This is a genomic window from Streptomyces sp. CB02414, from assembly GCF_001905385.1.
Lineage (GTDB): Bacteria > Actinomycetota > Actinomycetes > Streptomycetales > Streptomycetaceae > Streptomyces.
Genome location: NZ_LIPF01000009.1, coordinates 390,049 through 416,026 on the forward strand (window position 1 = coordinate 390,049; position 25,978 = coordinate 416,026).

The following is a 25,978-nucleotide window of genomic DNA, read 5'->3' on the forward strand; positions in this document are numbered from 1 at the left end:
GTACGCACCCCCTCTCACCCGTCCGCCGAGAAGAATCATATTTCACTCACAGTCAGCATCCGTTTGGGAAACGACCCTTGGGACACAAGGACTCTCGACGGAATCGCTGTGCACCAGTACCGTCACAAACCCCCCGCGCGGCGTCTATCCACTTGGCGCGACGTCCGCATCATGGATGACCATAGGGATGCGGAAGCACGAAAGACCGCTGTGAGAGGAGGCGTCCATGGGATCGGTACGCAAGGCGAGTGCGTGGCTCGGCCTCGTCGACGACAACGATGACGAGCGCTACTACGACGACGACTACTCCGAGGGCAACGAGCCCGGCGACGCCTGGGTCACCGACCCGCGCGTCAAGGTGGCCTCGGACGTGGCCGAGGAGAGGGGCCGCCGCATCGCGACCGTCACCCCGGACAGCTTCCGGGACGCGCGGTCGATCGGCGAGCTGTTCCGGGACGGGGTCCCGGTCATCGTGAACCTGACGGCCATGGAGGGGACCGACGCCAAGCGCGTCGTCGACTTCGCGGCCGGGCTGATCTTCGGCCTGCGCGGTTCGATCGAGCGGGTCTCCACCCGGGTGTTCCTGCTGAGCCCGGCCGACACCCAGGTCATCAGCGGCGAGCCCGCCGCGCACCGTTCCGACGGTTTCTTCAACCAGAGCTGAGGCGGGGCCGCACACCACGGCCCCGCCATCCCGGCCGGGCTCTCAGCGGAAGGCGTCGAGTCCGGTGAGCGCCTTGCCCAGCACCAGCTGGTGCATCTCGACGGTGCCCTCGTAGGTGAGCACCGACTCCAGGTTCGTCGCGTGCCGCATCACCGGGTACTCCAGGGAGATCCCGTTGGCGCCGAGGATCGTCCGCGCCGTCCGGCAGATGTCGATGGCCTCGCGCACGTTGTTGAGCTTGCCGAAGCTGACCTGCTCGGGACGCAGGCGGCCGGCGTCCATGCGCCGCCCCAGGTGGTGGGCGAGCAGAATCCCCTTGTGCAGTTCGACCGCCATGTCGGCGAGCTTGGCCTGGGTGAGCTGGAAGCCGCCGATGGGCCGCCCGAACTGCTCCCGCGACTTCGCGTACTCGACGGCCGCCTCGAAGGAGCTGCGGGCCGCGCCCATGGACCCCCACACGATGCCGTAGCGGGCGTGGGTGAGACAGCTGAGCGGTCCGCGCAGCCCGGTGACCTCCGGCAGCACGGCGTCGGCGGGCAGCCGTACGTCGTCCAGGACCAGCTCGCTGGTGACGCTGGCCCGCAGCGACCACTTGTGCTTGATCTCGGGCGCGGAGAATCCGGGGCAGTCGGCGGGCACGACGAAGCCGCGGATCCCCTCCTCCGTCTGCGCCCAGACGACGGCGACCCCGGCGACCGACCCGTTGGTGATCCACATCTTGCGCCCGTTGAGCACCCAGTCCCCGCCGGCGTCGCGCTTGGCTCGGGTGCGCATGCCGGCGGGGTCGGAGCCGTGGTCGGGCTCGGTGAGCCCGAAGCACCCGATGACCTCGCCGGCGGCCATACGCGGCAGCCACGTCTGCTTCTGCTCCTCGCTGCCGAAGCGGTGGATGGCGTACATGGCGAGGGAGCCCTGCACGGAGACGAGGGAGCGGATGCCGGAGTCGGCCGCCTCCAGCTCCAGGCAGGCGAGCCCGTACTGCACGGCGCTCGCGCCGGCGCAGCCGTAGCCGTCGAGCGACATGCCGAGGGCGCCGATGGAGCCGAGTTCGCGGGCGAGCTCCCTGATGCCGGGCAGCTCGCCCTTCTCGTACCAGTCCGCGATGTGCGGCAGCACGCGGTCGGCGGCCCAGTCCCGCACGGTGTCCCGGACGGCCAGGTCCTCCGGCTCCAGGAGGTCGTCGACGCCGAGGGGGTCGGCGGGGTCGAAGGCGGGCAACTTGGGGGACGCGGCCATGGAACACCCTCCGGGGCTGGCTGTGAAAACTAGCGGTGCTAGTCGCGGTTCTCGCGCCGACGTTACGACGCGCGGTGCCGCACGTCCACCATGCCCGTCTCCCACCCACGCACCACCCGTTCACCGTCAGGAGAGAGATGGACGTCGCCTGTGGGGGTGATCCACCGCCGGCGGCTTGCGGTGAGTGGGGTGGTCAAGGATGCCCCTCCCATCGGGACCACTACCCGCAGCCGCCGACGGCGCCCGGCCGCCCACGGGCGACGTCCACCCTCCAGTAGACGGTGAACGGGTGGTGCGTGGGTGGGAGACGCCCGGCGGTCACACCGAGACGCGTGACTCCACCGCGTCCCGCGGCGCCGGCACGGCAACCGCCTCGCACTGCATCACCCGCGGCAACCGCAACGCCATCACCGCCCCCAGCAACAACAACCCCGCACTCACCACCAACGTCACATGCAGCCCGTGCACGAACGCGTCCCCCGCGGCCCGCCGCAGCGCGACCCCCGCAGGCCCGCCGAGCTGCGCGGCAACCTCGTACGCCTCCCCCAGCGAATGCCCCGCGGACGCCGACGCCGACGCCGGCACCCCGGGCACGCCCCCGGTCAGCCCGGGCGCGTACGCCGCGTTCATCACGCTGCCCAGCAGCGCGATCCCGATCCCGGCGCCCAGCTGGTACGACGTCTCGCCGATCGCCGCCGCCCCGCCGGCCTGCTCCTGCGGCGACTCGCTCAGCATCGACTCGTACGCCCCGAACAACGTCGTCTCCAGCCCGAAGCCCAGCAGCACGAACCCGGAGACCAGCAGCGCGCAGTTGTCGGTCCGTCCCATCGCGGTCAGCAGCAGCACCGCGAAGGCCGTCAGGCAGAACCCCGCGCACACCATCCGCCGGGGCCCGAACCGCCGCAGCATCCGCGCGCCCGCCAGCCCCGCCGCCATCGCCGCGAAGGTCAGCGGCAGCAGCCGCAGGCCGGTCTGGAGCGGGGACAGCCCGAGCACCAGCTGCAAGTACTGCGCCGCGATCAGCTCCAGACCCACCAGCGCCAGCATCGCCAGCACGATGCACCCCACCGACGTGCTGAACGCCGGCCGCCGGAACAGCGCGAAGTCCACCAGCGGATGCGCACGCCGCCGCTGCCGCCGTACGAACGCGGCCAGCAGGCCCGCGCCCACCACCAGCGGCAGCACGGTGAACGCGCTGGCCACCGGCTCTCCCCCGCCCAGCCGCTTCACACCCAGGACCAGCCCGAAGAGCCCGGCCGCCGCCATCAGCGCGCCGACCACGTCCCAGGGGCCGGCGCCGTCGCCCTTCGACTCGGGCAGCAGCAGCCGCCCCACCGGAAGGCTGACCAGCATCAGCGGGATGTTGACGAGGAAGACCGAGCCCCACCAGAAGTGCTCCAGCAGGAAGCCGCCGAGCAGCGGTCCGACCGCCGCGCCGACCGCGGCCACGGCGCTCCAGACGCCGATGGCCAGCGCCCGCTCCCGCCGGTCGGGGAAGACCTGCCGCAGGATCGACAGCGTCGCCGGCATGATCATCGCGCCGCCGACGCCGAGCAGCGCACGGGCCAGGATGAGGACCTGGGCGTTGTCCGCGAGGGCGGCGAGCGCGGAGGCGACGCCGAAGAGGGCGTAGCCGAGGAGCAGGACCCGTCTGCGGCCCACCCGGTCGCCCAGCGTGCCGAAGAGGATCAGCAGCGAGGCGCAGACGAGCGGGTAGACGTCGACGATCCAGAGCAGTTCGATCGCGCCGGGCCTGAGGTCCTCGGTGACGGCGGGGACCGCCACGTGCAGCACGGTGGCGTCGACCGCGACGAGCAGCAGGCTGACGCAGAGGACGACCAGGACCACCCAGCGGTTGGCACCGGCCCCGGCCGCCCGACGGCGCAGCGCGGCGGCAGCCGTGGTCGTCCCGGACATGTACGTACCTCCAAGATGTTCCCTCGCGTCCGGCGGGCTGCGGGGTGGGGACTCCCCGGCGGCTCGGCCGGAGAGGAGCGGGGTCTCCGGGCCGCGCAACGGAACGCGAGTGACTCGTCAGGGTACGCGAGAGCGAGCACCGCACACGTGGTGGGCCTCACACATCCCGCGTGACCCGTGTGGCATGCGCCACCGCGTCCACGGCCCCGTCCGCCCCGGCCGTCCGGCCGGGCCCTCGCCCGGCGGATAATCGATCCCGTGATCGATCTTGAAACGCGTACGGAGGGCCGCACCGGTGCCCTGCGCCGGGCCGCCCCGGCGCTCCTCGGCTACGCGGCCGTACGCGCCCTGGGCCTGCTCGTCCTGGCCTTGTGGAGCGCCGCGCGCGACAAGAGCGCGTACACGCTGCTGACCGCCCGCTGGGACTCCCTCTGGTACACCAGGGTCGCCGAGCTGGGCTACGGGTACGAGGTACGCCTGCCCAACGGCGACGTGCACTCCAACCTGGCGTTCTTCCCGCTGCTGCCCTGGCTGGAGCAGCTCGGCGCGGCGGTGTCGCCGCTGTCGTACGCGGACGCGGGCTTCGTGGTGAGCCTGCTCGCCTCGCTGGCGGCGGCCTGGGGGATCTTCGCGGTCGCGGAGCACGTGTACGGACGCCGGGCGGGGGTGTGCGCGGTGCTGCTGTGGGCCGTGCTGCCGGTCGGGGTCGTGCAGTCGATGGCGTACAGCGAGTCGCTGTTCACGGCGCTGGCCGCCTGGTCGCTGTACGCGGTGCTGACCGGGCGCTGGGTGACGGCGGGGCTGCTGGCCTCGCTGGCCGGGCTGACCCGGCCGGTGGGGCTCGCGGTGGCGGCGGCGGTGTGGGCGGCCGCGGTCGTGGCGTTCGTACGGAGCCGGAGCGACGGCGTCCCGGACGGCGCCCGCGTTCCGGAACGCGCCCTGGGCGACGGCGCGCGGCGCGTGCTCGGCATGACCCTCGCGCCCCTGGGCGCCGCCGGTTACGTGCTGTGGGTCGGCCACCGCACCGGCCAGGGCCCCCTCGGCTATCTCGACGTCCAGGCCGGCTGGCGCAACGGCTTCGACGGAGGCGTGGCCTTCGCCGGCTTCGTGGCCGGCAAGTTCACCTCGTTCCCGGCGGCCCTGGCGGGCGTCGCCCTGGTGGCCGGGGTCGCGCTCCTGCTCTGGCTGTACGTCGTCTGCGTACGGCAGCGCCAGCCGCTCCCGCTGCTGGTGTACGCGGGGATCGTCGTCGCCCTCGCCCTGTGCGCGTCAAGCTACTTCGGCTCGAAGCCGCGGCTGCTGCTGCCCGCGTTCCCGCTGCTGCTGCCGCTCGCCCTGGCCCTGGCCCGGCTGCGAACCTCCAGGTCGGCGCTGGTCGTGAGCGGTGCGGCGGTGGCGTCCGCGGTGTACGGGGCATTCTGGCTGAACGGCTCCGGACCGCCCTGACCGGCCGAAACGCACGGTGACCACCGGGACAATTCCGCACCAGCATTCGGTGAACGAATTCATAAGCACGATAAAACCGCCGGCCGGGCCGATCAAAGGAATTGAAGTCCGCAGCCGGACCGGATTGCGGATTCCTCGGAAATAGACCGCCCCCTGAGAGGAATCCCACATCACATCGTCATCACAAAGCCGTTGATTCGGCGGGGATCACTCCTCACTCGCTGTAACGTCGATTGGGTGCGTATCGAACGGAGCCACACCCGTCTGGACCGGGTGTTCGCGAGACTGGACCGGGAGCCGGAACGGCCGGTCCTCCTTGCCGCGCCGGAGATGAGCCGGCACCGGATTGCGCTGTTCGCCGGAACCCTCGCGTTCTACCTCGCGATCGTGTGGGCGGTGCTCATCACCTCGTGGCTGGTCCGGCTCGACTGGCAGGTCATGTTCTTCCGGCCGTACCAGCAGTGGCCGGAGATCCACGCGTTCGTCGACTACTACGTGGTCCTGGGCCAGCGCGGCCCCACCGCGGTGATGGTGGCGGCCTGGCTCGGCTGGCGCTCCTGGCGGCAGCACACCCTGCGCCCCCTGCTCGCGCTCGGGGTGTCCCTGCTCCTGCTGAACGTCACGGTCGGTGCCGCGAAGATCGGCATGGGCCGGCTCGGACCGCACTACGCGACCACGATCGGCTCGAACGAGATGTGGCTCGGCGGCGATATATTTCCGAGCGGTCACACCGCGAACGCCGTCGTGACCTGGGGCATCCTGGCCTACCTGGCCTCGACGCCGAGGGCGCGGCGATGGCTGTCGGCCCTGTCGGCGGTCGTCTCCCTCGGGGTGGGCATGTCCACCGTCTACCTCGGCACGCACTGGCTCAGCGACGTGCTCCTCGGCTGGGCGGCGGGGCTGCTGATCCTGCTGGCGCTGCCGTGGTTCGAGCCGCTGATCACCCGTGCCGAGGCCTGGATCCTCGGCCTGCGCGACCGCTGGTACGCCCGCCCCCGCCGCCCGGTACCGGCGAAGGAGCCGGTCAGTGTGCCCGTGACCCCCGCGCCGGCCGCCTCCGCGGCGGCGGAGGCCCCGGTGTGCGAGCCGGTCGCCGCGCACCGGACCCGGACGCCCGTGCACCTGGCCCCGGGCCCGCACACCACCCGCTCGGACCGTACGCCGGTGACGCCGGCCGGCAGCCGCCGGCCACCGCACGCCGACCGCCACCCGCGCAACACGGCCCCGGCCGCGCGCCCCCTGTCGGGGAGCTGACGGGCGTCAGCCCTTCCAGGCGCGGGCGACGCGGCCGTCCTTCACCTCGAAGTTGAGGCGTCCCACGCGGTACTCCATGGTGATGACCGTTCCCGGTGCCAGTGACCGCACCGTCGACCAGCCGCGCTCCCGGGCGAGCCGTTCGGCCGCCCCTGATTCGAGGCCCACGTAGGTGTCCGGGCTGTCCTGGGGTTCGGCCGGGGGTGTCGGAATCGGTGCCATGCCGTCACGCTATGCCCTGCCTCCCGAGCGGGGAAGCCCAGGCCGGTAACCGGACTCACGGATGCCCGTCCGGTCACATTTCTGTCACAGGATCATGGGCCGCGTTTTGGTTGGACTCAGTCACCCGGACGGGCGGATTTCTGTGATTTTCGTGGGCATGCCAGGTGAATTGCCGCATGCGCGTCGGCCCTTCGAATGGAGGGCCCATAGAGGGCTCGAAAAGGTGCGTGAGGAGCCCCCGGAGGGCTCTGCGTAATCCGCGCCCGAGCCTCACCGAACTGGCTTGCGGATATCAGGAATCCGCACAGCGGACACATCGTCCGCTGACAGGTTCAGGGCTCCAGGGCGGTGACGGACACCGAGAGGTCGTTGTCCCGGGTGTAGTACGGCCCCGCCTCCGCGGGGCCGCACCGCGTCCGCACGCGCGTGCGTGGATAGGTGAGGACGGGGTGCTTGTCGGCGACGTCGTCCAGGAGCCGCGCGAGCCGGACGGCGGGGCCGAGGGCGCCGACGGGCCGCAGCCACAGGTCCCAGTCGCCCGGTACGAGCGCGCCGTAGGGGACGGTGAAGCCGAACTCCGTCCGGTCGGCCGTGAGCTCCAGCCGGCGTATGCCGTCCTCACCGATGCCGGGCCGGGCCCGTGCCTCGGCGTGGGCTCCGTGGGCGAGCTGAGTGCCGTAGAGCCGCCCGTGCACGGTCAGCCCGTCGTCCGCGAGGCGCAGTTCCCCGGACTCGGCGTGCGGGGCACGCAGCCAGCTGCGGACGGTGAGGTTGCCCTGCCGGGTGGCGTACGGGATACGGACGGCGACGTGGCCGAGCAGTCCGCTGGGGGTGCGGTCGGCCAGGGAGCGCAGGTCGGTGACGCCGGGCACCAGGCGACGCGGCTCCTCGTGGCCGGATACCCGCGCGTAGGCGTCCCAGCGGCCCTCGGGCAGGGCGACGCTGCTGGGCAGCGCGGCGCGCAGCCGGCCCTCGGCGGCCGGGGCGAGCGGGAGGCTGACCGTGTCCTCGTCCTCGGTGTCGCGGCGGCGCAGGATCAGAAGAGGCGTCCCGAAGTCGCCGTGCGCGGCGACGTCGAAGGTCAGACCGCCCGCGGAGTCGCCGATGCAGTCGGCGCGCAGCGGGGCGGCCGGTGGGGTCTGCGGCGTCATGCGGTGAGGTTCCTCCCTGGGTGTCCCATCGTCCGGTTAGACCCGGAACCCCGCCTTCTGGTTGTCCGTGTCCGATTGCGATGTGGTCACGACCGACGCGCTTTTCGGTCATCCGGTTCATTCGCTGATTTCCCGATTTGTCGACTGTCGAGCACGACAACCGGACCCACTCCATCCGCTCCAACACCGATACGGGCCAGGCGACTTGGGCACTGCCCGGCGTTCGGGGCCGGCGAACGCACACGCGTGTCGCTCGCTCCGATTCCGTTGGCCATGGGGCGTGACTCCCGCCACAGGTCGCCCGTTGTCTTCTGCATGAGCCGGGGACCGCCCGGATCACGGCCCGGGAGCCACCCGGTCCGGCCACGCACCGCATCCCGAGGGAGCCACCCGTGCCGCGCATGCTCGACGTCAGCGACGACGTACGCGCCGAGATCGGCGACGAAGAAGCCGACCGCCTGCTCGCCGGGGAGTCGGCCCCGGGCAGCTACGACTGCACGTCCTGCCGCACCCCGGGCGACTGCGAACAGGAGCGCACCAGCACCGTTCTCTTCATCGGCGAGGAGACGGCCGTCCTCGCCTTCGCCCACGCCGGCTGCCTGCCCTCGCAGGTCGTCAAGGTCACCGAGGAACAGCTCCAGGGCGCCGTGCGGTCCATCAACGCCGACCAGACCCGCCCCCAGCCGGAGCAGGGCGGCCACCGGCCCGAGCAGGCGGCCCCCGACAAGGTCGCCCCCGAGCAGGCGGTGCTCGGCGTGACCAGCGGACTGATCCTGATCGCCGGGGAGCTGCACCCGGCCCTCGTGGTGGAACCCACCGCCCCCATCGCCCGCCCCGGCACGGCCGGCGCCGGCGACGACTTCCTGCCGCTCCTCATCGAGCAGGGCTTCCTGCCGGTCACCGAGCTGTCGACCACGCCGACCGTGCTGCACGGCTGGTCGGTGCTGCTCGCGATGGGCCAGCTGCACGCGGTGCTCCAGCCGGGCACGAACGGCGGCCGGCCGGTGGCCTGGTGGCAGGCGCACCAGCCCCTCCAGGTCACCGAGGGCTGGCGCACGGCGGCCAACAAGCACCAGCAGGTGCTGATGTTCGCGGCGCCCGTCGGTGTGATCGGACGGCAGCCGCGCGAGGACCTGCTGCGGGACGCGCTGGACAAGGCGGCGGCGGGCGGCCAGCTGGTCGCGGCGGCCCTGCCGCTGGCGGGAACCTGAGCCCCCTCCGCGCGGGTGGCGCCAGGCGGTCACCGTCCGGCCGCATCCCTTCCAGCGCGGTGTCGTTTGGACATACGTGTACGCATACGACGCCTTCCACCGCCAGGGCGGCCCCTCGGCCACGCCGATCTACGACGCGCTGTACGCCGAGTACGTCAGGTCCTTCCGATCGCTCCCGGGTGACCGCAGCGGCGAGGAGGACCTGGGATTCACGTCCTTCAGGAGCATCCCGCGCGGCAGGAGCTCCTACAGCGCCTACAGCGCGGGGGCGCAGAGCGCCCGCGTCGGCCAGCAGGCGGTGTGGCAGCGGGTCGGCACGCACCACGTCCCGGCCGCGCTGCCGCCGGCCCCGCGCGCGGGTGCCTGACCGGCGCCGCCGCAGCGACGAGAGAGGGCGCCCCCGGCCGGGGGCGCCCTCTCTCGTCGCTGTCGTCCTCGTCGCCGTCGACGCGGCTACTTCTTCTTGGCGCCACGCTTCTCGCGCACCCGCACGGAGATATGGATCGGCGTCCCCTCGAAGCCGAACTCCTCGCGCAGGCGGCGCTCGATGAAGCGCCGGTAGCCCGCCTCGATGAAGCCGGAGGCGAAGAGCACGAACCGCGGCGGCTTGGTGCCCGCCTGGGTGCCGAAGAGGATGCGCGGCTGCTTGCCGCCCCGCACGGGGTGCGGGTGGGCGGCGACCAGTTCGCCGAGGAAGGCGTTGAGCCGGCCCGTCGGGACCCGGGTCTCCCAGCCGGCCAGGGCCGTCTCGATCGCCGGGACCAGCTTCTCCATGTGCCGGCCGGTCTGGGCCGAGACGTTGACCCGCGGGGCCCAGGCCACCTGGCCGAGCTCGGTCTCGATCTCCCGCTCCAGGTAGTAGCGGCGCTCCTCGTCGAGGGTGTCCCACTTGTTGTAGGCGACGACGATCGCGCGGCCCGCCTCGACGGCCATGGTGACGATCCGCTGGTCCTGCACCGAGATCGACTCGGAGGCGTCGATGAGGACGACGGCGACCTCGGCCTTCTCGACGGCGGCGGCGGTGCGCAGCGAGGCGTAGTAGTCGGCGCCCTGCTGGAGGTGGACGCGCTTGCGGATGCCCGCCGTGTCGACGAACTTCCAGGTGACGCCGCCGAGCTCGATCAGCTCGTCGACCGGGTCGCGGGTGGTGCCGGCCAGCTCGTTGACGACGACGCGCTCCTCGCCGGCCACCTTGTTGAGCAGCGAGGACTTGCCGACGTTGGGGCGGCCGATCAGGGCGATGCGGCGCGGACCGCCGACGCCGGCGCCGAAGGTCTGCGCCGGGGCCTCGGGCAGGGCCTCCAGCACCTGGTCCAGCATGTCGCCGGTGCCGCGGCCGTGCAGCGCGGAGACCGGGTGCGGCTCGCCGAGGCCCAGCGACCACAGGTAGGCGGCGTCGGCCTCGCCGCTCGGGCCGTCCACCTTGTTGGCGCACAGCACGACGGGCTTGCCGGCCTTGCGCAGCAGCCGTACGACGGCCTCGTCGGTGTCGGTGGCGCCGACCTTGGCGTCCACGACGAAGACGACCGCGTCGGCGGCCTCGATGGCGTACTCGGCCTGCGCGGCGACGGAGGCGTCGATGCCGAGGACGTCCTGCTCCCAGCCGCCGGTGTCGACGACCTTGAAGCGGCGGCCGGCCCACTCGGCCTCGTAGGTGACGCGGTCGCGGGTGACGCCGGGCTTGTCCTCGACGACGGCCTCGCGACGGCCGATGATCCGGTTCACCAGGGTCGACTTGCCGACGTTGGGGCGGCCGACGACGGCGAGGACGGGCAGCGGGCCGTGCCCGGCCTCCTCGATCGCGCCCTCGACCTCCTCGATGTCGAAGCCCTCTTCGGCGGCCAGCTCCATGAACTGCGCGTACTCGGCGTCACCGAGCGCCCCGTGGTCGTGCTCCTCGCCCGAGCCCTCGGGGTGGATGTGGTCGTTCATGAAGTCCGTACCTCGTTCATCGTGGTGATCGGTGGAAACCCCTGTTCACGGGTGATCCACTACTCAAGTGTCACTCAGCGCCCGGTGAGGCGCCTGGCGTTTTCCAGGTGAGCGGTGAGCTGCTTCTGGATGCGTTCGGTGGCCTCGTCCAGGACCTTGCGGGTGCGCCGTCCGCTGCCGTCACCCGCGTCGAACGGGTCGCCGAAGACGACGTCGACCCGGGACCGCAGGGGAGGCAGCGCCTTTATCAACCGTCCGGGACGGTCGGTGCTTCCCAGCACCGCGACCGGGACGATCGGCGCACCGCTGCGCACCGCGAAGTAGGCGAGCCCGGCGCGCAGCGAGGCGAAGTCGCCCTCGCCCCGGGTGCCCTCCGGGAAGATGCCCAGCACGCCGCCGTCGTCCAGCACGCCGAGCGCGCGGGCGATGGCCGTGCGGTCGGTGGAGTGGCGGTCCACCTCGACCTGGCCGATGCCGGTCAGGAAGCGTCCGAGCGGGCCGACGAACGCCTCCTTCTTGATCAGGAAGTGCGTCGGCCGGGGCGCCACCCCCATGACCATCGGGCCGTCGATGTTGTGCGCGTGGTTGACGGCGTAGATCACCGGGCCGGTGGCGGGCACCCGCCAGGAGCCCAGCACGCGCGGCTTCCACAGCCCGTACATCAGGCCGACGCCGATGCGCCGGCCGACCTCGGCGCCCCGCGCCGACGGAACCTCGGTCACTTCCCCGCCCGCTTCTCCTCGACGAGGGTGACGACGCACTCGATGACCTGCTGGAGGGTGAGCTCGGTGGTGTCCACCTCGACCGCGTCGGCGGCCTTGGCCAGCGGGGAGGTCTTGCGGCTGGAGTCGGCCGCGTCCCGCTTGATCAGGGCCTCGCGGGTGACGTTGACGTCGGCGCCCTTGAGCTCGCCGCTGCGCCGGGCGGCGCGGGCCTCGGCGGAGGCGGTGAGGAAGATCTTCAGGTCGGCGTCCGGCAGCACGGTCGTACCGATGTCCCGGCCCTCGACGACGATGCCGAGCGGGGCGGCGGCGGCGATGGTGCGCTGCAGCTCGGTGATCCGGGTCCGCACCTCGGGGACGGCGCTGACCGCGCTGACCTTGGAGGTGACCTCCTGGGTGCGGATCGGGCCGGCCACGTCCGTGCCGTCGACCGTGATGGCCGGGGCGGCCGGGTCGGTGCCGGAGAGGATCTCGGGCTTGCCGGCCGCGGCGGCGATCGCGTGCGGGTCGTCGGTGTCGATGCCGTTGGTCACCATCCACCAGGTGATCGCCCGGTACTGGGCGCCGGTGTCCAGGTAGCTCAGGCCGAGCTGGGCGGCGACGGCCTTCGACGTGCTCGACTTGCCCGTGCCGGAGGGGCCGTCGATGGCGACAATCACGGCCGGGGCGGTCGGGGCGGCGCCGTTTTCCACGGGGGGACACCTTCCTGGTGCGGTGCGGTGGGTGGTGTGCGGGACGCGAAGGCGTCAGGCCCTAGGTTACCGGGCCCAGGAGGCCCCCCCCGACAGGCGTCCGGCGCCCGTGGTCACTGCCGGATCGCCCAGCCCCGCTCCTTGAGTGCCGCCGTCAGCGCGGCGGCGGCCCCCGGCTCGGCCATGAGCTGCACCAGACCGGCCTGCTGCCCGGTCGCGTGCTCGATCCGTACGTCCTCGATGTTGACCCCGGCCCGTCCGGCGTCGGCGAAGATGCGGGCCAGCTGGCCGGGCTGGTCGTCGATGAGGACGGCCACGGTCTCGTAGACGCGGGGCGCGCTGCCGTGCTTGCCGGGCACGCGTACCTGCCCCGCGTTGCCGCGCCGCAGCACCGCCTCGATGCCGGCGCTTCCCTCCCGGCGCTCGACGTCGTCGGAGGACTGCAGGGCGCGCAGGGCCCGCACGGTCTCGTCGAGGTCGGCCGCGACGTCCCCGAGCAGGTCGGCGACCGGCCCGGGGTTGGCGGAGAGGATGTCGATCCACATCCGCGGGTCGGAGGCCGCGATCCGCGTCACGTCGCGGATGCCCTGCCCGCACAGCCGTACGGCGGCCTCCTCGGCGTGCTCCAGGCGGGCGGCGACCATGCTGGAGACCAGGTGGGGCATGTGGGAGACGAGGGCCACGGCGCGGTCGTGGGCGTCCGCGTCCATCACCACCGGCACCGCGCGGCAGTGCGAGACCAGCTCCAGCGCGAGGTTCAGCACCTCGGTGTCGGTGTCCCGGGTCGGGGTCAGCACCCACGGGCGGCCCTCGAAGAGGTCGCCGGTGGCGGCCAGCGGCCCGGACTTCTCCCGGCCGGACATGGGGTGCGTGCCGATGTAGGCGGAGAGGTCGAGGCCGCGCGCCTCCAGCTCGCGCCGGGGGCCGCCCTTGACGCTGGCGACGTCGATGTAGCCGCGGGCGGCGCCGCGCGCCATGACGTCGGCGAGCACGTCGGCGACCAGGGCGGGCGGGGCGGCGACGATCGCGAGGTCGACGGGCCCGTCCGGCGCCTCGTCGGTGCCGGCGCCCAGCGCGGCGGCCGTGCGGGCCTGCTCGGGGTCGTGGTCGGCGAGGTGGACGGTGACGCCGCGCTGGGTCAGCGCGAGGGCGGCGGAGGTGCCGATGAGGCCGGTGCCGATGACGAGTGCGGTTCTCACTGGGCGATGTCCTTGCGCAGGGCCGCGGCGGCGCCGAGGTAGACGTGGGCGATCTCGGCGCGGGGCCGGTCGGACTCGATGTGGGCGAGGACGCGGACGACACGCGGCATGGCGCCCTCGATGTCCAGCTCCTGGGCGCAGATCAGCGGGACGTCGGTGATGCCGAGCTTGCGGGCGGCGGCGGCCGGGAAGTCGCTGTGCAGGTCGGGGGTGGCGGTGAACCAGATGCTGATCAGGTCGTCGCCGGTCAGCCCGTTGCGTTCCAGGATCGCCGTCAGCAGGGCCGCGACCTGCTCGTCCATGTGCCCGGCCTCGTCCCGCTCCAGTTGGACGGCGCCCCGGACCGCTCGTACCGCCACGGCGATGCTCCTTGCTGACATGCGTATCGGTTGTTGGTCCGTCCAGCCTAGTCAGCCCGCCGCGTACCGGTCCGGGGCGCCCGTCTCCTGAGACGCTGGCCGCGGCCGGACCCTCCCCTCCCCCGGAGCTGCGACATGACCCACATCCCGACCCGCCGTACGGTCCTCCTCTGCACGGGCGCGGCGGCGCTGTCCGCCGGCTGCGGCGGCGGGGGCGGCGACGGCGACTCCTCGGCCGCCTCGCCGGGACAGGAGCTGGTGCGGACGAGTGACGTCCCGGTCGGCGGCGGCAAGATCCTCGCGGACCAGAAGATCGTCGTGACCCAGCCGCAACAGGGCGAGTTCAAGGCCTTCTCGGCGGTCTGCACCCACCAGAACTGCCTGGTGTCGGACGTGCGGGACGGCACCATCGACTGCGCCTGCCACGGCAGCAGGTTCAGCGTCGCCGACGGCTCGGTGGAGCAGGGCCCGGCGACCAGGCCGCTGCCCGAGGAGCGGATCGCCGTGGACGGAAATTCGGTCCGCCTGGCGTGAGCCGCCCGCGTACGCTCCGGGCATGGAACCCGAGACCCTGGTGCGCGACCACACGATCTACGCCTGTGTCATGGGTTCACGCGCCTTCGGTCTGGCGACGGAGGACAGCGACACGGACCGCCGGGGCGTCTTCCTCGCCCCGACGCCCTTGTTCTGGCGCTTCGAGAAGCCGCCGACGCACGTGGAGGGCCCGGCTCCGGAGCAGTTCAGCTGGGAGCTGGAGCGCTTCTGCGAACTGGCCCTGCGCGCCAACCCGAACATCCTGGAGTGCCTGCACTCCCCGCTCGTGGAGTCCGTGGACGACACGGGCCGCGAACTGCTCGCCCTGCGCGAGGCGTTCCTCTCCCGCCGCGTCCACGAGACCTTCACCCGCTACGCCCACGGCCAGCGCCGCAAGCTCGACGCCGACGTGCGCACCCACGGCGCCCCGCGCTGGAAGCACGCGATGCACTCGCTCCGGCTGCTGACGTCCGCCCGCGACCTGCTGCGCACGGGTGTCCTGACCATCGACGTCGGCGACCGCCGCGAGCCGCTGCTCGCGGTGAAGCGCGGCGAGGTGCCCTGGCCGGAGGTGGAGGCGCGGATGAACCGCCTGGTAGCGGAGGGCGACGAGGCCGCGGCAGGCAGCCCGCTGCCCGCCGAACCGGACCGCCGCCGCGTCGAGGACTTCCTCGTCCGCGTCCGCCGGACCTCAGCGCTCCAGCCGCATCCGTACGACGAAGTCGTGCAGGGCGTCGTACGCGGTGGGAGCCTCGGGCAGCACTGACACCCCCTGCGCCTCGTCCAGCACGCCGTGCAGCCGCTCCACGTCGGCCCGCACGCGGGCGCAGATCGTGGGCGACCAGGTCCATCTCGACGCTGTCCCGGTCCCACATCCGGGGCCAGGTCGGTGTCGAGCGCGGCGTCGATCATGCGCTCAAGCGTCCCAGAGCGCTCCGAGGGCCAGCAGGTCGGTCCGGTACTCGATGCGGTCGGCCCACTCGGCCGGCCACGCGTCGGCGCCCAGGTACGCGCCCGCGAAGGCGCCCGCGAGGCAGGCGATGGAGTCGGAGTCGCCGGAGGTGCAGGCGCCGCGGCGCAGGGCGGCCAGCGGCTCGTCGACGAAGAGCAGGAAGCAGAGCAGCCCGGCCGCCATGGCCTCCTCGGCGATCCACCCCTCCCCCACCGCGAGGCACGGGTCGGTCTCCGGCGACACGGTGCGCACGGCGTGCTGGAGCCGGTCGAGTATCGCCAGGCACTCGTCCCAGCCGCGGGCGATGAAGTGCTCGGGCGTCGGGTCCTGGGCGCGGGTCCACAGGTCACCGAGCCAGCGCTCGTGGTAGCGGGTGCGGTTGTCGTAGGCGTACGAGCGCAACAGCCCGACCAGCCCGGTCGGCTCGGCACCCTCGGCGAGCAGCCGCACGGCGTGCGCGGTCAGGTCGGAGGCGGCGAGCGCGGTGGGGTGGCCGTGGGTGAGCGCGGACTGCAACTGGGCGGCGCCCGCGCGCTGTTCGTCGCCGAGGCCGGAGGCGAGCCCGACCGGGGCGACGCGCATGTTGGCGCCGCAGCCCTTGGAGTGGATCTGGGAGGCGTCCTGCCAGGGGCGGTCGGGGCGCTCCAGGAGGTCGCAGGCCGTGAGGCAGGTGTTGCCCGGGGCCCGGTTGTTCTCCGGCGACCGGTTCCAGGCGACGAACTCCTGCCGTACCGGCTCCACCATGCCCTCCGGGGCGAGGATTCCCCGCTCCATCGCCGTCCGCATCCCCTTCCCCAGCGCCAGCGTCATCTGCGTGTCGTCGGTGACGATCGCGGGCCGGGGCAGCTCCATCTCCCGCCACGGGCCGGACTTGGCGAGGATCGACGGGACGTCGTTGAACTCGGTGGGGAAGCCCAGCGCGTCGCCGAGGGCGAGTCCGGTGAGCGCCCCGGTGGCGGCGCGCTTGGTGACGGTGGTCGTGGTCATGCGGGGCGTCCTTCCCGAGGGGTGCGGAGCAGGGGCGGGTGCAGGGTGGTGGCGGGGCCCGCGCGGTAGAGCGCGGCCGGTTTGCCGCGGCCGCCGGTGAGGCGGGCGGCGCCGGGGACGGCCTCGACGAAGCCCGGGGTGGCGAGCACCTTGCGGCGGAAGTTGGGCCGGTCCAGGGCCGTGCCCCACACCGTCTCGTAGACCTGTTGCAGCTCGCCGAGGGTGAACTCGGCCGGGCAGAAGGCGGTGGCCAGGCAGGTGTACTCCAGCTTGGCGCCGACGCGGTCCCGGGCGTCGGCCAGGATCCGGTCGTGGTCGAAGGCGAGGTCCACCGCGGCGTCGTACGGCACCCAGCGGGCCTGCGAGGCGTCACCGCCACCGTGCGGTTCGGGTGGGTCGGGCAGCAGCGCGGCGAACGCGACGGACACCACCCGCATGCGGGGGTCGCGGTCGGGCTCGCTGTAGGTGCGCAGCTGCTCCAGGTGCAGCCCGGTCACGTCGGCGAGGCCGGTCTCCTCGGCCAGCTCGCGCCGGGCCGCCTCCTCTGCCGACTCCTCGGGCAGCAGGAAGCCGCCGGGCAGCGCCCAGCGGCCGGCGTACGGCTCCTGCCCCCGTTCCACGAGCAGCACGTGCAGCGCGCCCGCGCGGAGCGTGAGGACGGCGAGGTCCACGGTGACGGCGAACGGCTCGAAGGCGTGTTTGTCATAGCCGTGCACGACCGGCCACCCCCTTAATAGTCACTACGACTATAAAGAGGGTGGCTCAGACGCACAAGCCCGTACGGCGGGCTAGAGGTCGACCTCCTGCATCAGCATCCCGACCTCCGTGTTGGACAGCCTGCGCAGCCAGCCCGACTTCTGGTCGCCCAGGGTGATCGGGCCGAAGGCGGTGCGCACCAGCTTGTCGACCGGGAAGCCGGCCTCGGCCAGCATCCGGCGGACGATGTGCTTGCGGCCCTCGTGGAGGGTGACCTCGACCAGGTAGTTCTTTCCGGTCTGCTCGACGACCCGGAAGTGGTCCGCGCGCGCGTACCCGTCCTCCAGCTGGATGCCGTCCTTGAGGCGCTTGCCGAGGTCGCGCGGGATGGGACCCACGATGTGCGCGAGGTAGGTCTTCTTCACGCCGTACCGGGGGTGGGTCAGGCGGTGCGCCAGCTCACCGTGGTTGGTGAGCAGGATGACGCCCTCGGTCTCGGTGTCGAGCCGGCCGACGTGGAAGAGGCGGGTCTCGCGGTTGGTGACGTAGTCACCGAGGCACTGGCGGCCCTCCGGGTCCTCCATGGTGGAGACGACACCGGCGGGCTTGTTCAGCGAGAAGAACTGGTACGACTGCGTGGCGACGGTCAGGCCGTCGACCTTGACCTCATCCTTCTCGGGGTCGACGCGGCGGCCCTGCTCCAGCACGATCTCGCCGTTGATCTCGACGCGCGCCTGCTCGATCAGCTCCTCGCAGGCGCGCCGGGAGCCGTAGCCCGCGCGGGCGAGGACCTTCTGGAGCCGCTCGCCCTCCTGCTCGGCGCCCGGGAAGGTCTTGGGCAGCTTGACGTCCTTCTTGCCCGCGTACCGCTCGCGGTTGCGCTCCTCGGCCCGGGTCTCGTACTCGCGGGACGTGGCCGGGGCGCTGCGGCCGCGCTGCTGGGGGCGCTTCGGGCCGCCCTTGGCGCCGCCCCGGGCCGAGGGGCCGCGGCCCGACTTCGGGCCGTCCTTGGTGGCGCCGGGGCCCACGTCGTAACGCCGCTCCTCCGGGCGCGGCTTCTTCGGACGACCGCCCTGCTTGTCGTCGCGGTTGTTGCCGGCACCGCGGTAGTTGCCGCGGCCCCCGCTGCTCCCGCCGCGGCCGCCGCTGTTGCCACCACGGCTCCCGCCGTTGTTTCCGCTGCTGTTCCTGCCGCTGCTGCTTCGCATCAAAGTTCCGTCTTGTCGTCTGCGTCCTCGGAATCCGGGGCGTCCGGATCGAACGACGGGACCGCTTCCAGTGTCTCGGCCTCGATCGCCGCCGCCTCCGGGAGGAAGGGCGCGAGCTCCGGGAGCTCGTCCAGGCCGCGCAGGCCCATCCGCTCCAGGAAGTAGTTCGTCGTCACGTACAGGATCGCACCTGTTTCGGGTTCCGTGCCCGCCTCCTCCACCAGGCCCCGCTGGAGGAGGGTGCGCATCACACCGTCGCAGTTCACGCCGCGCACCGCGGAGACGCGGCTGCGGCTGACCGGCTGGCGGTAGGCGACGACGGCGAGGGTCTCCAGGGCGGCCTGGGTGAGACGGGCGTGCTGGCCGTCCAGGACGAAGCCCTCGACGGCCGCCGCGTACTCGGGGCGGCTGTAGAAGCGCCAGCCGCCCGCGATCAGGCGCAGCTCGAAGCCGCGCCGCTGCACGGTGTACTCGTCGGCCAGCTCGCGCAGGGCGTCCGCGATCTGCCGCCGGGGCCGCTGGAGTATCTTCGCGAGGTGCTCCTCGGTGGCGGGCTCGTCGACGACCATGAGGACGGCTTCGAGGGCGGGCTTGAGGGCGAGGTCGGCGACGGCGACGGGCCCGCCCGGCACCTCGCCGGCCTCGGTGGTCTCTTCACTCACGCCTTCTGCTCCTCCTTCGGCGCCTCGGGCGGCCGGTCGAACTCGTCGGTCACCACCGGTTCGGTGTCCCCGTCCCCGCCGGTCCAGCGCACCAGCAGATCGCCGAGGGCGGTCTCCTGGTCCAGGGCGACGGCCTTCTCCCGGTACAGCTCCAGCAGCGCCAGGAAGCGGGCCACGACGGTCAGGGTGTCCTCGGTGTCCTCGACCAGGACGCCGAAACTGGTCTCCCCCAGCTCCTTGAGCCGGGCGACGACGATCCCGGCCTGCTCCTGCACGCTCACCAGCGGCGCGTGGATGTGCTCGACGTACACCTGCGGCTTGGGCTTGGGCTGCATCGCCTTCACGGCGAGCTGGGCGAAGCCCTCGGGGCCGATGCTGATGACGACCTCGGGCAGCAGCTCGGCGTGGTGGGGCTCCAGGCCGACGGTGCGGGGGTAGCGGCGGGCCTCGGCTTCGAGCCGGTCGTTGAAGATCTCCGCGATCTGCTTGTACGCGCGGTACTGGAGCAGCCGGGCGAAGAGCAGGTCGCGGGCCTCCAGGAGCGCGAGGTCGCCCTCGTCCTCGACCTCGGCGGCGGGCAGCAGCCGGGCCGCCTTCAGGTCGAGCAGCGTGGCCGCGACCACCAGGAACTCGGTCGTCTCGTCCAGGTCCCAGTCCCGGCCCATCGCGCGGATGTGCGCCATGAACTCGTCGGTCACCTTGGACAGCGCGACCTCGGTGACGTCCATCTTGTGCCGGGAGATCAACTGGAGGAGCAGGTCGAAGGGCCCCTCGAAGTTGGCGAGCCGCACCTTGAAGACGCCGTCGCCCTCGCCGGGCGTGCCTTGTGGGAGGGCGGACGGTGCGTCGGCGCCGGCGGGCGGCGTGCGGGGAACGTCTGCGGGCCCCGGAGGCGGCCCCTCCGGCTGGGGCCCAGGCGCCGGGCGAGGAGCCCGTGGGGGCGTCGCCGTGCCGCGCGGCGGCGCCCCGGCGGCTCCGGATGCGGGGGCCTCCCGTGACTCGGCGCCGACGGACCGGTGACCGGCCGCCGAATCGGCAACCCCGGACGCTTCGGTATCCGTTCCGGCCCCGACCGCCTCGGACGGTGCCGGACGGCTCTCGGATCCACCGGACCCGGACGGACCGGAGCCAGCACCGGGGCCGGAGCCCGAACCAACGGACGCGAACCACTCGGGACCGCTCTCGGCCCACGCCGGCCGGGACGATCGCGGACCATCCTCCGGATCGGCGGGACCGGCTTCGCGACCGGTGGACCCGGACAGTGCGGGACCGGTCCGTTGCCCCGGCGGCCCGGAGAGCCGGAGGCCGGCAGCGTCGGAACCCGTCTCCGGGTCGGTGAGCCCGGACGGCCCGGGTCCGGCGGGTGCCTCGGGCGCGTCGGCGGCCTCGGCCGTCTCGGGCGCACCGGAGGCACCGGACGCGTCCGGCTCCCGCGCCACCGGCGGAGCCGCCCGTTCGCCGGGCCCCGGGCCCAGTACGCGCCGACGACCGGCGCGGGGGCCGGGGCGGGAGGCGTCGTTCGAGGTCATTGCCCCCGCAGGCTACCGCTACCGTCCGCGCAGCCGTCGTACGAGGATGCTGGCGTCCCCGCGGGTCTCCAGGTCGGCGAGGACGACGGCGACGGCCTCGCGGACGATGCGGCCGCGGTCGACGGCCAGTCCGTGCTCGCCCCGGAGCACCAAGCGGGCGTGCTCGAGGTCCATCAGCTCCTCGGCGGAGACGTACACGGTGATCTTCTCGTCGTGGCGCTCCCGGCCGCTGGGCCGGCGTGCGGCGGCCCGGCCGCGCTTGCGGGGCTGGGACTGCGCGGCGGCAGAACCTTCCTGCGTGGCCGCGCCTCGCGCGGAGCGCTCGGCACCGCGGCTGCGGGACTCGCCCGCCGAGCCCTGTTCCGCGTCCGCCGCGGCGTGCTCCGCGCCCTCGCCGTCACCGCCCTGCGCGGGCACCGACTGCGGTGCGTCCTCGGCTGCGGCCTGGTCGCTCTCCCCCGCCGGTGCCGGCACCCGGGCTTCCCCGTTGGCCGGTCGCCGCGGGGAGGACGCCTGCAGCGCCGTTCCCCCTGTCGTACGGAAGAGTTCGTCGGCCCCCGGCAGACTCACTCGGCGTGACACCGGGCGAGCACCTCCCTGGCGAGCTGGCGGTAGGCGGCGGCACCGACGGAGTTGGAGGCGTAGGTGGTGATCGGCTCACCGGCGACCGTGGTCTCCGGGAAGCGGACCGTGCGCCCGATGACCGTGTGGTAGACGTGGTCGTCGAACGCCTCGACCACACGCGCGAGCACCTCACGGCTGTGCACCGTGCGCGAGTCGTACATGGTGGCGAGGATGCCGTCGAGCTCCAGGTCGGGGTTGAGCCGCTCCTGGACCTTCTCGATCGTCTCGGTCAGCAGGGCCACACCGCGCAGCGCGAAGAACTCGCACTCCAGCGGCACGATCACCTTGTGCGCGGCGGTCAGCGCGTTGACCGTGAGCAGGCCGAGCGAGGGCTGGCAGTCGATGACGATGAAGTCGTAGTCGTCCATCAGCGGCTTCAGGGCCCGCTGGAGCGTCGACTCGCGCGCGACCTCGCTGACGAGCTGCACCTCGGCCGCCGACAGGTCGATGTTGCTGGGCAGCAGGTCCATGTTGGGGACCGCCGTCTTCAGCAGCACCTCGTCGGCCGCCATGCCCCGCTCCATGAGCAGGTTGTAGACGGTGAGGTCGAGCTCCATCGGGTTGACGCCGAGACCGACCGACAGCGCGCCCTGCGGGTCGAAGTCGACGAGCAGCACCCGGCGCCCGTACTCGGCGAGCGCGGCACCCAGGTTGATGGTCGACGTGGTCTTGCCCACGCCGCCCTTCTGGTTGCACATCGCGATGATCTTCGCGGGGCCGTGATCGGTCAGCGGGCCCGGGATCGGGAAGTACGGCAGCGGACGGCCCGTCGGGCCGATGCGCTCCCGGCGCTGGCGGGCCGCGTCGGGCGCGAGCGTCGCCGCGTACTCGGGATCGGGCTCGTACTCCGCGTCCGGATCGTAGAAGTGCCCCTCGGGCAGTTCGTCGTAGTCGGCGAAGTGGTTGCGGGGCGCGCCACTTCCGTCGCCGGCCATGGCGTTCACGTGTTGGCCATCCATACTCATGTGTGCTGTCTGAGTTGCCTGCGGACTCTGGTGGGCGGCTGCGAAGGTGCGTACAGCGACGGAGCCGACAGCCTCGAGACGCCCGGGGCTCTCGGCCCGTGCAGGCATTCCTGGTTGACCACCCCCGGGAGTAAATGTCGACTCATTCACAAGTCGTCTTACCTCCTTGGTGACCAGGAAACTTCTAGACAGGTCAGCGTGGCACCATGCCGACGTTCGGCGACTCTATGGCGTGTCGGGCGTCCGCAGCAACACAATCCGCCGGACCCGGCACGATGTGTCGGCAATGAAACAACCCTCTGTCAAGGGCGTACGGCCGTCGCACAGCAGGTTTCACCGGTGCGCGAATCGGTTGAAGCGTTACGTTCGAGGCGAGTTGACCGAGAATCGCAAAGTGACCATACACACACCTGGCCGGACCTTGTCGGGCAAGGTCCGGCCGGGTGTGCGCGGTTGACGGCGACTGTTGACGTATCGCCTTTACCGTTTGGTGACTTAGGACAAGCCTCAGGCGAGCAGGGTGGCCGGGTCGACGTACTCCAGGCCGTGCGTCTCGGCGACCTCGCGGTAAGTCACCTTGCCGTCGTGCGTGTTGAGGCCCTTGGCCAGTGCGGGGTCGCGGCGCAGCGCCTCGGCCCAGCCGCGGTTCGCCAGCTCCACGATGTACGGCAGCGTGGCGTTGGTGAGGGCATTGGTGGAGGTGTTGGGCACCGCGCCCGGCATGTTGGCGACGCAGTAGAAGACCGAGTTGTGGACCTTGAAGGTCGGCTCGGCGTGCGTGGTCGGGTGGGAGTCCTCGAAGCAGCCGCCCTGGTCGATCGCGATGTCGACAAGAACACTTCCCGGCTTCATCCGGGAGACCAGCTCGTTGGTGACCAGCTTCGGGGCCTTGGCACCCGGGATAAGCACCGCGCCGATGACCAGGTCGGCTTCGAGGACGGCCTTCTCCAGCTCGAAGGAGTTGGACATGACGGCCTTGACCTTGGTGCCGAAGATCTTGTCGGCCTCGCGCAGCTTGCTGATGTCGCGGTCGAGCAGGGTCACGTCGAAGCCCATGCCGACGGCGATCTGGGTGGCGTTCCAGCCGGAGACGCCGCCGCCGATGACGACGGCCTTGGCGGGGGTCACGCCGGGCACGCCGCCGGGCAGCACGCCGCGCCCGCCGTTGGGGGCCATCAGGTGGTAGGCGCCGACCTGCGGGGCGATCCGGCCCGCGACCTCGGACATCGGGGCGAGCAGCGGCAGCGCGCGGTTCGCCAGCTCGACCGTCTCGTAGGCGATGGCGGTGGTGCCGGACTCGACGAGGGCGTCCGTGCACTCCTTGGAGGCGGCCAGGTGCAGGTAGGTGAAGAGCGTCTGGTCCTTGCGGAGGCGGTGGTACTCCTCCGCGATGGGCTCCTTGACCTTGAGCACCAGGTCGGCGGTGGCCCAGACCTCGTCGGCGGTGTCGAGTATCCGCGCGCCGGCGGCGACGTACTCGTCGTTGGGGATCGAGGAGCCCACACCGGCGTCACGCTCGATGACGACCTGGTGACCGTGGCGCACCAGCTCGTGCACGCCGGCGGGGGTGATGGCCACCCGGAACTCGTTGTTCTTGACCTCGCGGGGGATACCGACCTTCACGTCGATCACGGTCCTTGGCTCAGAGGATGGGGCTATTACTACACATACCCGCGCACACGTGGGCACAACGGGAGAGACCGCAAGAACGTGCGGCAGAGCCAGTCTAATGAAGGTGTTCCCGCTGTCTAGCCTTTCAAAGCATCAATCTTCCGACGAAGCGCTGCGGATTTCGCAGGCTTCTTCGAGATCTTCCCTCAGCATCCGATCGGCAGCGCCCCGCTGCAGCCCGGCCGCCGCGGGATCGCCGAGCCGGTCGAGCGTGTCGGCCAGCCGCAGGTGCAGCGCCGCCTGGAGCCGGACGTCGTCGGCCCGGCGGGCCCACTCGACGGCCTCCTGACAGGTGCGCAGCGACTCCTCCGGGCGTCCGGCGTACTCCTGGACGCGGGCCAGTTCGCTCAAGGCCCGCGCCCGCGCGGCCACATCGCCGGTCCGGCGGTACCCGGCGACCGCGGCGCGCCAGCCGCGCAGCGCCTCGCCGTAGCGGCCCGCGTAGGTGTGGGCGGTGGCGAGGCGGCCGTAGACGCGGGCGGCGTCGGCGCGCTCGTCCCGGGCGAGCCGCTGGGCGAGGGCCCGGCCGAACCAGTCGGCGGCCCGGTCGTAGTCACCCAGTTCCAGGTGGGCGCCGCCTACGGATTCCATCGCGCGGGCGGTCGCGTACGGGTCGTCCGCCTCGCGTCCGGCGTCCAGCGCGGCCCGGTAGCGCACCAGGGCCTCGGCGGTGCGACCGGTGCGGGCGTCCAGGTCGGCGAGGTTGAGCAGGGCCGCGGCCTTCTCGCGGGGCAGCTCCCGGCGCTCGGCCACGTCGAGGACGAGACGGTGGATGCCGTACAGGTCGGGGGCGGCGGCCTGGGTGCCGAAGTGGGCGACCATGGCACGCACCAGCTGGGACATCAGCCGTCGGGCGAGGGTGTCCAGCTCCCCGTCGGCGACCGCGAGCCGGGCCGCGGCCAGCAGGGCGGGGCGGCGGGCGCGCAGCCAGTCGGCGGCGGCCCTGGGGGTGGGGAAGCGCAGGGCCCGGGGCATGCCGACGAGCTTCTCGCGGGCCTGCGGGCTGTCGGTCTCGGTGACCGCCCGGCAGGACTGGAGCAGCCGCACCGTCCGCTCCAGCATGCGGGCGCGGGCGAGCTGGAGCTCGGCGGGCCGGTCGTGGCTCTCGGCGAGGGCCCGCAGCCGGTCGTGCAGGCACCCGGGCACCTCGTACTCGGGCAGCGGCGAGTCGACCGCGGTCAGCAGGCCGAGGGCCACGAAGTCGTCGAGGGTGGTGCGGGCGCCGTGCACCGAGCAGCCGGCGAGCGCGGAGGCGGTGTGCGGGTCGACCATCCCGGCGGGGGCGAGGGAGAGCAGGCGCAGTATCCGGGCGGCCGGGCCGGGCAGCGACGTGTAGGCCACGCGGAAGACGCGGCTGAGCGGTGTGCCCTCGCCGTCCTCCGCGCGCACGTGCTTGGCGAGGTCGGCGACGGCCGCCTGGGGCCGGGCGGCGAGCCAGCCGCCGGCCAGGGTGAGCGCGGCGGGCTGCGCCTGGCACGCCTCGACCAGCTGCTCGGCGGCCCTGGGATCGACGGTGATGCGCACCGACCCGGTGTGCCGGGACAGCAGCTCCACCGCCGACTTGGTGTCCAGGCCGCCCAGCGTGCACGGGCGGACGTCCGCGATGCCGGTGAGCGGGCCCTGGGCGACGGCGACGGCCAGGCAGTCCGGGGTGTCCGGCAGGAGGGCGTCGACCTGCTCGGCGTCGGCGGCGTCGTCGAGCAGGAGCAGCACCTTGCGGTCGGCGAGGGCGGTGCGCAGGGCCTCGGTGAGGTCGTCCTCGTCGGCTCCGGGCGGGGCGGCGCACTCCAGCTCGGTGAGCAGTTCCCGGGCCAGGCGTCCCACCGGCACGCGGGTGCCGTCCGGCTCGCTCAGCCGGGCGCGCAGCACACCGTCGGGGTAGGCGTCCGCGACCTGCGCGGCCAGTTCCTCGGCGAGTGCGGTGCGGCCGGAGCCGGGCCGGCCCGCGATGAGCAGCACGCGCGCGCGGGGGGCCTTGCGGCCGGAGAGAGTGTCCAGGCCGGCGCGCTCGATGTCGGCGCGCAGCTCCTTCAACTCCCGGGTGCGGCCCAGGAACCGATTCTGCTCAGCAGGGTCCTGCGACAGCCGTACGCCGTCCGTGTCCACCGCCTGATCCGTCACGGGCCACACTCCCGATCCCACCGC

25 protein-coding genes are annotated in these 25,978 nt (G+C 72.7%); 7 read left to right on the forward strand and 18 right to left on the reverse strand.

Annotated features, from left to right (window positions below; all coding sequences use genetic code 11):
- Positions 1-226 precede the first annotated feature (226 nt).
- Entirely contained in the window at positions 227-664 is a 438-nt protein-coding gene (locus tag AMK11_RS29010) for a cell division protein SepF (RefSeq protein WP_073731031.1), read from the forward strand.
- A gap of 42 nt (positions 665-706) precedes the next feature.
- Here AMK11_RS29010 and AMK11_RS29015 read toward each other — a convergent pair whose 3' ends face one another.
- Both AMK11_RS29015 and AMK11_RS29020 read right to left on the reverse strand, forming a co-directional pair.
- Positions 707-1,900, reverse strand: a complete 1,194-nt coding sequence (locus AMK11_RS29015; RefSeq protein ID WP_073731032.1) for an acyl-CoA dehydrogenase family protein — start codon at positions 1,898-1,900, stop codon at positions 707-709.
- Positions 1,901-2,218: 318 nt separating this feature from the next.
- Entirely contained in the window at positions 2,219-3,817 is a 1,599-nt protein-coding gene (locus tag AMK11_RS29020; protein ID WP_073731033.1) for an MFS transporter, read from the reverse strand.
- Positions 3,818-4,075: 258 nt separating this feature from the next.
- On the opposite strand from AMK11_RS29020, the gene AMK11_RS29025 reads away from it, so the two are divergent.
- Positions 4,076-5,263, forward strand: coding sequence for a glycosyltransferase family 39 protein (locus AMK11_RS29025; RefSeq protein ID WP_073731034.1), 1,188 nt, complete (start codon positions 4,076-4,078; stop codon positions 5,261-5,263).
- 237 nt (positions 5,264-5,500) lie between these two features.
- Complete coding sequence (locus tag AMK11_RS29030; protein WP_073731035.1) at positions 5,501-6,517, forward strand: phosphatase PAP2 family protein; 1,017 nt, start codon at positions 5,501-5,503, stop codon at positions 6,515-6,517.
- 6 nt (positions 6,518-6,523) lie between these two features.
- On the opposite strand, the gene AMK11_RS29035 is transcribed toward AMK11_RS29030, so the two are convergent.
- Both AMK11_RS29035 and AMK11_RS29040 read right to left on the reverse strand, forming a co-directional pair.
- Positions 6,524-6,739: an I78 family peptidase inhibitor gene (locus AMK11_RS29035; protein WP_030402832.1), complete on the reverse strand. Its 216-nt coding sequence runs from the start codon at positions 6,737-6,739 to the stop codon at positions 6,524-6,526.
- A gap of 332 nt (positions 6,740-7,071) precedes the next feature.
- The gene (locus tag AMK11_RS29040; RefSeq protein WP_073731036.1) at positions 7,072-7,890 is read right to left on the reverse strand and encodes a hypothetical protein; all 819 of its coding nucleotides are present in this window, start codon (positions 7,888-7,890) and stop codon (positions 7,072-7,074) included.
- A gap of 392 nt (positions 7,891-8,282) precedes the next feature.
- On the opposite strand from AMK11_RS29040, the gene AMK11_RS29045 reads away from it, so the two are divergent.
- Both AMK11_RS29045 and AMK11_RS29050 read left to right on the forward strand, forming a co-directional pair.
- Entirely contained in the window at positions 8,283-9,101 is an 819-nt protein-coding gene (locus AMK11_RS29045) for a hypothetical protein (protein ID WP_073731037.1), read from the forward strand.
- 76 nt (positions 9,102-9,177) lie between these two features.
- On the forward strand, positions 9,178-9,468 hold the full coding sequence (locus AMK11_RS29050) for a hypothetical protein (protein WP_073731038.1): 291 nt from the start codon (positions 9,178-9,180) through the stop codon (positions 9,466-9,468).
- 86 nt (positions 9,469-9,554) lie between these two features.
- On the opposite strand, the gene der is transcribed toward AMK11_RS29050, so the two are convergent.
- The 5 genes from der to aroH all read right to left on the reverse strand — a co-directional run bounded on the left by der (position 9,555) and on the right by aroH (position 14,005).
- Positions 9,555-11,033: a ribosome biogenesis GTPase Der gene (der, locus tag AMK11_RS29055; protein ID WP_073731039.1), complete on the reverse strand. Its 1,479-nt coding sequence runs from the start codon at positions 11,031-11,033 to the stop codon at positions 9,555-9,557.
- Between the two features lie 74 nt (positions 11,034-11,107).
- Positions 11,108-11,755, reverse strand: coding sequence for a lysophospholipid acyltransferase family protein (locus tag AMK11_RS29060; protein WP_073731040.1), 648 nt, complete (start codon positions 11,753-11,755; stop codon positions 11,108-11,110).
- Positions 11,752-12,447 (reverse strand): (d)CMP kinase, encoded by a 696-nt coding sequence (cmk, locus tag AMK11_RS29065; protein ID WP_073731041.1) that lies wholly within the window; start codon positions 12,445-12,447, stop codon positions 11,752-11,754. The genes AMK11_RS29060 and cmk overlap by 4 nt, the downstream gene beginning before the upstream one ends.
- A 113-nt stretch (positions 12,448-12,560) precedes the next feature.
- A complete protein-coding gene (locus AMK11_RS29070) occupies positions 12,561-13,646 on the reverse strand; it encodes a prephenate dehydrogenase (protein ID WP_073731042.1) in 1,086 nt (361 codons plus the stop codon).
- Positions 13,643-14,005, reverse strand: coding sequence for a chorismate mutase (gene aroH, locus AMK11_RS29075; protein ID WP_073731043.1), 363 nt, complete (start codon positions 14,003-14,005; stop codon positions 13,643-13,645). Before aroH ends, AMK11_RS29070 begins: the two co-directional genes overlap by 4 nt.
- Positions 14,006-14,140: 135 nt before the next feature.
- On the opposite strand from aroH, the gene AMK11_RS29080 reads away from it, so the two are divergent.
- Both AMK11_RS29080 and AMK11_RS29085 read left to right on the forward strand, forming a co-directional pair.
- Positions 14,141-14,539, forward strand: a complete 399-nt coding sequence (locus AMK11_RS29080) for a Rieske (2Fe-2S) protein (RefSeq protein ID WP_073731044.1) — start codon at positions 14,141-14,143, stop codon at positions 14,537-14,539.
- A gap of 22 nt (positions 14,540-14,561) precedes the next feature.
- Positions 14,562-15,305 carry a nucleotidyltransferase domain-containing protein gene (locus tag AMK11_RS29085; RefSeq protein WP_073731045.1) on the forward strand — a complete coding sequence of 248 codons (744 nt, stop codon included), beginning with the start codon at positions 14,562-14,564 and terminating at the stop codon, positions 15,303-15,305.
- A gap of 150 nt (positions 15,306-15,455) precedes the next feature.
- Here AMK11_RS29085 and AMK11_RS29090 read toward each other — a convergent pair whose 3' ends face one another.
- The 9 genes from AMK11_RS29090 to AMK11_RS29130 form a co-directional block, all read right to left on the reverse strand.
- Positions 15,456-16,478 (reverse strand): ADP-ribosylglycohydrolase family protein, encoded by a 1,023-nt coding sequence (locus AMK11_RS29090; protein ID WP_073731046.1) that lies wholly within the window; start codon positions 16,476-16,478, stop codon positions 15,456-15,458.
- Positions 16,475-17,194, reverse strand: coding sequence for an NUDIX hydrolase (locus AMK11_RS29095; protein ID WP_073731047.1), 720 nt, complete (start codon positions 17,192-17,194; stop codon positions 16,475-16,477). Before AMK11_RS29095 ends, AMK11_RS29090 begins: the two co-directional genes overlap by 4 nt.
- A 72-nt stretch (positions 17,195-17,266) precedes the next feature.
- Positions 17,267-18,382, reverse strand: coding sequence for a pseudouridine synthase (locus AMK11_RS29100; protein WP_073731048.1), 1,116 nt, complete (start codon positions 18,380-18,382; stop codon positions 17,267-17,269).
- Positions 18,382-19,044, reverse strand: a complete 663-nt coding sequence (gene scpB / locus AMK11_RS29105) for an SMC-Scp complex subunit ScpB (RefSeq protein WP_073731049.1) — start codon at positions 19,042-19,044, stop codon at positions 18,382-18,384. The genes AMK11_RS29100 and scpB overlap by 1 nt, the downstream gene beginning before the upstream one ends.
- Positions 19,041-20,306, reverse strand: a complete 1,266-nt coding sequence (locus AMK11_RS37865; protein ID WP_383585100.1) for a segregation and condensation protein A — start codon at positions 20,304-20,306, stop codon at positions 19,041-19,043. The genes scpB and AMK11_RS37865 overlap by 4 nt, the downstream gene beginning before the upstream one ends.
- Before the next feature lie 285 nt (positions 20,307-20,591).
- A complete protein-coding gene (locus AMK11_RS29115; RefSeq protein WP_073731051.1) occupies positions 20,592-21,155 on the reverse strand; it encodes a hypothetical protein in 564 nt (187 codons plus the stop codon).
- On the reverse strand, positions 21,140-22,270 hold the full coding sequence (locus AMK11_RS29120) for a ParA family protein (protein WP_198941482.1): 1,131 nt from the start codon (positions 22,268-22,270) through the stop codon (positions 21,140-21,142). The genes AMK11_RS29115 and AMK11_RS29120 overlap by 16 nt, the downstream gene beginning before the upstream one ends.
- A gap of 399 nt (positions 22,271-22,669) precedes the next feature.
- Positions 22,670-23,785: an alanine dehydrogenase gene (gene ald / locus AMK11_RS29125; protein ID WP_073731092.1), complete on the reverse strand. Its 1,116-nt coding sequence runs from the start codon at positions 23,783-23,785 to the stop codon at positions 22,670-22,672.
- Positions 23,786-23,926: 141 nt separating this feature from the next.
- A complete protein-coding gene (locus tag AMK11_RS29130; protein WP_073731053.1) occupies positions 23,927-25,954 on the reverse strand; it encodes a tetratricopeptide repeat protein in 2,028 nt (675 codons plus the stop codon).
- Positions 25,955-25,978 lie beyond the last annotated feature (24 nt).